General features: G+C 65.6%; 3 protein-coding genes and 2 pseudogenes. 2 read left to right on the top strand and 3 right to left on the bottom strand.

Features of this window, described 5'->3' with window-relative positions:
* Nucleotides 1-281: 281 nt before the first annotated feature.
* From IEZ19_RS51565 to IEZ19_RS39255, 3 genes and pseudogenes are all read right to left on the bottom strand, one after another.
* A pseudogene (locus tag IEZ19_RS51565) lies at nucleotides 282-1,910 on the bottom strand (ATP-binding response regulator); the annotation flags it as partial.
* Nucleotides 1,911-1,970: 60 nt separating this feature from the next.
* Nucleotides 1,971-3,755 (bottom strand): annotated as a pseudogene (locus IEZ19_RS53815) (serine protease); the annotation flags it as partial.
* A gap of 5 nt (nucleotides 3,756-3,760) precedes the next feature.
* Nucleotides 3,761-4,081 (bottom strand): CU044_2847 family protein, encoded by a 321-nt coding sequence (locus IEZ19_RS39255; protein WP_189316175.1) that lies wholly within the window; start codon nucleotides 4,079-4,081, stop codon nucleotides 3,761-3,763.
* A 658-nt stretch (nucleotides 4,082-4,739) separates the two neighbouring features.
* Between IEZ19_RS39255 and IEZ19_RS39250 the strand changes: the two genes are divergently transcribed.
* Complete coding sequence (locus IEZ19_RS39250) at nucleotides 4,740-5,081, top strand: hypothetical protein (protein ID WP_229841324.1); 342 nt, start codon at nucleotides 4,740-4,742, stop codon at nucleotides 5,079-5,081.
* 128 nt (nucleotides 5,082-5,209) lie between these two features.
* Nucleotides 5,210-5,920, top strand: coding sequence for a hypothetical protein (locus tag IEZ19_RS39245; protein ID WP_189316173.1), 711 nt, complete (start codon nucleotides 5,210-5,212; stop codon nucleotides 5,918-5,920).
* The last annotated feature ends 263 nt before the right edge of the window (nucleotides 5,921-6,183 follow it).

Here is a 6,183-nt window from a genome sequence, read left to right as displayed (position 1 = left end):
CCGCACCTGGCCCTGGGCCGACGCGTTCACCCTCGCCTGGAGGCGCACCACCGAACTTCCTGCCTGTACCTGACGGCCGGTCACCACCCCGACAGCACCGGAGAGGAGAGGACCGCAGCACCCTCGGGCCCGTGGAACCCGACGCCCCGCGGCGTCACGCGACGACCCGTCCCTACACGGCAAGGGACATAACGGGCAGCCAGCCGCACACAGCGACGCCGTCACACCGCTGAAGAATCGAGGCCAATCAGTGAGCTTCCTCCGGATCGGCACGACGTGCCTCACTCAATCCAGCGACGCAGCAGGGGCAGCACGATATCGGGAATGGCGGACTTGACCATGCAGTCGGAAGCTCCCGACTCGATCGCCATCTCCCGATTGCTCTTCATCGCCGTGGCGGTCACCGCGATGATCGCTAGTCCGGCGAACGCAGGCATGTCACGGATCGCTGTGATTGTTGCCAAGCCGTCCGCACCGGGTGTCACGATGTCGATCAGGGCGACCGCCACGTCGTCTTGTTGCTGCAGAACTTCGATGGCCTCGCGACCGTTCTCGGCGTACAGCACGTTCAGTCCGCACTGTTCCAGGACAGCGGTGATCGAAAAGAGGTGGCGAATGTCGTCGTCGACGATCAGCACTTTCTCACCGCCGAATGGGATATCCGAGCGGGGCCTTTTCCCTGCAGGCTGCTCTAGATTGCCCCATCGATCAGGCCCGGAGGCGTCGGGGCCACGTGGCGGGAAGAGTGCGGATACATCGTCGTGAGCCTCTGCCAGGGCGAACGTGCGCGGTGGCAGTTTACTCGGGCGTAGCGGCAGGTAGATGGTGAAGCTGGAACCGCGTCCCGGTTCGCTCTGTGCATGGATCTCACCGCCGAGCAGCCGCACGACCTCCCGTGCGATAGATAGGCCCAGGCCCGTACCGCCGTACGTTCGGCTGATCATGTCGTCCGCCTGCGTGAACGCTTCAAAGATCACCGGCAGTTTGTCGGCCGCGATCCCGATGCCGGTGTCGGTCACGGAGAAGGCGACCAGTTCGCCATCGGGGCGTGAGAGAGAACCGGCCTCCAGTAGCTGTTCCCGTATGGCCATCGGGATATCTGGGCCGGCGGGCAGGACGGCCAGTTCCACCGATCCGGACTCGGTGAACTTCACCGCGTTGAAGAGCAGCTCGCGTACTGCCTGCAGCAGCCGCTGCTCATCGATGAGAAGTGTGTCAGGAAGGACGGACGCGACGCGCACGGTGAAGGCAAGCTTCTTCTCTGTCGTGAGTGGTCGGAACGTGGCCTCAAGGCTGTGGGCGAGCTGTGCAAGCGGCGCGCTTGTGGCCGTAACGTCCATCTTGCCTGATTCGGCCATCGAAAGGTCGAGGACGTCTTTGATCAGCTGAAGGATATCTCTGCCGGTGGAGAGGATCGTCTGGGCGAACTCGAGCTGCTTCTGCGAGAGGTTTCCCTCTGAATCTTCGGTGAGTAACTTAGCCAGAAGCAAGAGGGAGTTGAGGGGGGTCCGTAATTTGTGCGACATATTGGCGATGAACTCGGACTTAAAGCGCATAGAGACAGCTAGCTGCTCGGCGCGCTCCTCCAGGACCTCACGCGCCATCTCGATTTCAGTGTACTTTACCTCGATGTCGCGGTTTCGCTGCGCTAAAATTTCGGCCTGTTCCTCCAGTTTGACATTGGATTCATGTAGGTACCTCTGTCGCACCTCCAGTTCGGCCGATCGTTCACGAAGTTGCTCGGTCAGTTCCTGGGATTCGCTCAGCAGTTGTTGGGTCTTCTGCTGTTCGAGAATGACTACGCTACTGAGCTCGATGAGATCGGCGACGTCGTGAGGGATATCAGGTTGGCGTTCATCCAGCCATCGCTGTGCCTCGGCTACTCGGGTGGCGGACAGCACGTCTCCGTCTCGGGCACGTTCTTCCATCATTGTCAGCCATTGCTGGAAGTCCGCGTCTTCTTCGACCCATGCGGACAGCCTGCTCCACTCGCGGATCAGGGCCTCGTGGGCGATTTCAGCCGTCCCGGGGCCATCGGATCCCAGGATGACCAGACGGCGGTCTGGGTCCGCGAGCAGTTGGGCGATGTACCAGTCATTTCCGAGATAGGAACGGTCTGCTGTAACGCGGACGGCGCTGGAGGATCCGCCACGGGCGCGGATCATGGAAAGGAGTGCGCGTCGGATGCGTGGTTCGTCCAAGCGGAGTTGGTGTCGTAGCCAGTGGTAGGCCTTCTCTGCATGCTGGTTCAGTGCTCCGGATACGCCTCCGAGGCCGTGATAGCTGTCGAAGGTGATCTGGCGTTCCCGCTGCAAGGGCCACAGCTCGGTCAGGGTGAACTCCAGCAGTGGCAGGCTTCCCGCTGCCTTGCTGGCTTCGGAAGCGATCTCTTCGGCCAGCCCTGGGCTGAAGACCACGCCGGCAAGCTGCGCAGGCTCCACGATCACGCGCGTCAGTGCGGCCTCGTCCAGCGGAGAGACGTTCAACTGTCGGTCCTGCAGCCGGGGGCCAATATGGGGCAGTTCCAGCAAATCGGGAAGGAAATCGGCGCGCAGTGTGCAGACCAGACGGACGTTCGCATCCTGCACCGTGTCCGGGGGCGGGAACAGATGCTGCAGGAATCCCAGCGCCTTCTCCGTGTCCGGACTCGCGCTCAACACTTCCTCGAACTGATCCCCGATGAGAGCCAGACGCTTGCCCGTCAGCAGCGCAACCCGCGAAGCCACCGGCCAGAAGCCGTCTTTCCGCAGGACCTGGGCACGGTGGTCCAGCTGCTCAAGAGAATGGTTTGCTCCAGGATGCTCAAGATCCAGCAGGGCACGGGCAACCGACTCGTACGGGGTTACCCCCGGTCGGAAGGAGGCCACGCTCCACCCGTCGGCCGAGAGCGCGGGCTGCAGACCTGCCGCAACAAGGGAGGACTTGCCTACCCCGGAAGGACCCGTGACCACAACGAGTGGCTGCCCCTTGACCATGTCCCGGAGCCGTTTGACCTCACGCTCACGCCCCACGAACACGCCGGCCTGAGCGTCCGCGGCCGTGAACGCCTGAAGTCCTCGGTACGGACAAGGCGGCAGCACCAACCGGCCCAGAGCCTCGGGCCATACCGCCGCCACTTCCGACAGCGGTACCGCATAGGCATCTTGCGCCACGCCTCCCCTGCTGGCGATTGCGAGCATTCCCACTGCTGCGTCGCCCCAGCGATCCGTCGCCACGACCGGCGAGCCGCTGTACCCGGGCTGAGCTCGCAAAGCTGCCTCGGCACGGGCGTCGAGCTGGATCAAGCCACCGCCAACCGATCCCCGAATGGAGCAAGTGGCCCAAGCACCCTTGTCTCTTCGATCGGGGGTGCTCGGATAGCCGAACACCGACACCTGCGCGTCGGGGGCCTGGCCTATGCGCGCGTCGACCAATCGCGCTGCCCCCGCGCCGACCGGCAGCGTGTCTCCGCCGACAACCACCAAACCCGCTACATCACGTCCGGAGGTGCCTGATCCTTCAGGCGGATCCCATGCCGCCACCCGGCAGTTGCGCAGCGGTGCGCCGTCAATGTCGCCGAGAAGCACGAACTCGACCTGAACGCGTGCGCCGTCGTGAGGGCGTTCACGGTGGTGCTTCTCGCGGCCGAGCGCCGCGTTGACGACGTGCGCGCACGTGACAATGTACCGGTCTCCCACAACGAACCCGAGGCCGATAGGAGCCCCCGAGGCTGGTGACCGGATCGCTACGATGAAACCCTCCCGCCGGGCATGCACCTGGATCAGGAGTTCTTCCAAACCACCCGGACGGCGAAGTTCACCTCTGTTGTTCCCTTGGCGATGATCACGCCGCTTTCGCCGCCGATCTTCAGCCCGAACTGGATTTCCATCTCATCCGGCTTGAGTTCTCGGACCGTCTCGGAGACCTGCGACAAAGCTGGCCTCACACGGTCCAGCGCTTCGCGGAGCGACGTTTGGGCGCGTACCACCAGGCCATCGTCCGCTGCAAGTTCCAGATCCGAGCCCCCCAAGCCGGGCTCACTCTCGAAGACGGCAGTGGCTTCGCCATCACCGTCCACCGCCATCATGACGAGCTCCGCCACAGTGCCCCCTAGCGCCCCGTCGGCCCCAAGCCGTGGGGCCGGCAACGATTCTTCTCATCCTGTGCTACCGGACACTGACGTCGCAGGGAAATCCAAGAGAGAACCGGACAGTATCGAGCCACTGTCATGCCAAGAGGCACATAGCTGACGGCGCGGAACCCGCAGCATCTGTGTCCGCGAGTAGGGTCGGCGTGGGAGCCGGGGGTGGCTCCGCCGCCCGCCTCTTGTACCTCCCGCTGTCTCCCCTTGCCCTACTTCATAAAGACTGGGAGCCGGCGGAGTGCGTCCCACTGGGCGCGGGGAGGCCGACGCCCGGTGGGGACCGGAGTTATTCGCTGAGCAGCTGGTGGGGAAGGCGGCGTCGGCCGGGCCGGAACCTCCCACTGCTCGTGTTCGCTGCGCGTCTTCGCCTCCCGGACGGACGTACTGTCTCCTACGGCGGCACTACCTGCGGGGTGCCCGCCCCTGGCGTGGTCTGTGCGGAGACGGCCCGAGTTCGCCGCTCTGCAAAAGCAGGTCCGGGCGGCTTTGGAGAGGAAGCCTCGCAAGGAGCCCGACCTTGCTCGTCGCGACGGGCGATCGCTGTGCAACGGCCGCGCCGCTCCGCACTGAGCCCTCCAACTGCTTCCGATCTTTCCTGAAAGGCATACTGCTGATGATGACGACAACCACCCAGCGACTTCTCGACCTCGCCGCGGCCGCACCGGCCAGCCACAGCGAGGACCTCTTGCTGCTCCTGCGCGAAGCGAGCGAGCTGTACCAGCAGGGTTTCGCCAGCCTGCGCCACGCGGTGGCGGCACGCTTCGCCGGACTGCCCGGCGAAGACCTGGCGGCTGCCGCGACTGCAGCCGGCATGCCGTGCGACGCGTCCCAGGACCGCGACGAGCTGCTCCTGCTGCTCGCCCTGACCGAGTGGGAGATGACCCCGGCGGCCCTGGCCTACACGGAGATGGCCGAGGACGCGGCCCGCCGCGGTGTGTGCCTGATCCCGGAGGTATGACCTCGTAGTTCTTGCGCCGCCCGGGAAAACCTGGGCAGCGTACTGGACCCCCACCCCAAACTCCTGCCATTATGTGAGTTGCGAGCCGGGCAGGCCGGCTCACTTCTGACAGGACGGACATCTCCGCCATGACCTCGCGCCGTGAGCCTCGCCTGGCCGACGCTGCCGAGATCGCGGCTGAGCAGGGCCTGACGCCCGCACGGATCAGCGGCCTCTACAACGAGCGCGCCGAAAACGCGGTCGGCGTGCCATTCCCTGAAATCGCGGACATGCGCGGCCGTGCCCGCCTGTGGGACCACGCGGCGGTCACCGAGTGGTTCGCCAACCGCTCACAGGCGCGGCTTCGCGGGCACACACCGCCTGCCCGTGACCCCGAGGAGCTGCTGAACGGGGCGGAGGCCGCGAGGTTCCTGGGCTACAAGAACCCCAACCAGGTCACCACCTTCGTCCGCGACCACCCCGGGTACTTCCCCGACCCGGACGTCGTCGAAGAGATGGGAACCGCCGACAACCCCTACCGCCGGCAGCTGTGGCGCGTGCAGACCTTGCTGGACTGGATGGCCACCCGGCCCGGCCGCGGCAAGCACGCAGGCGCCAAGCGTGCGGCCCCCACGCTGCCCGACGTACCTGTCGACGGTGACCCTGACGAACTCCTGGGAGCGACGCAGGCAGCCGCACTGCTGAAGTTCAAGAGCATCAACTCCTTCTCCAGCAGCCTCTCCCAGGGCAACCTGCCCTTGCTGGAAACGCCTGATGCGGTCACGGAGAAGGGCGGGCGCCGGCGGTGGACACGCCGGCGGATCCTCGAGCAGGCCGCCCAGCGCAGTTCCGGGAGATAGGAAGCCGGCGGTGGGCATCGCCCACCGCCCCACAGACGCGGCATCCGGTTACGGGTCGTTGGTCCCTTGCGGGCCGGATGTCGCCCGATGGCCGGCATGGCGTGGCTCGCCACCACGCCCCGCAGCAGCCTCGGCTGCTGCGGACCGGCCATCGCCGCGCCTCTCCGCCTGTCTCCACCTGTGTCCTGGCGTGCGGGCGCGGCCCACGGTCGGGGTACGAGGGTCGACCACGGCGCAGACCGCGAGGCCGTTTCGAGTTCGTG

It is taken from the genome of Streptomyces brasiliensis, assembly GCF_014647875.1.
Classification (GTDB): Bacteria; Actinomycetota; Actinomycetes; order Streptomycetales; family Streptomycetaceae; genus Streptomyces; species Streptomyces brasiliensis.
This window is presented reverse-complemented; position numbering and strand designations above follow the sequence as displayed.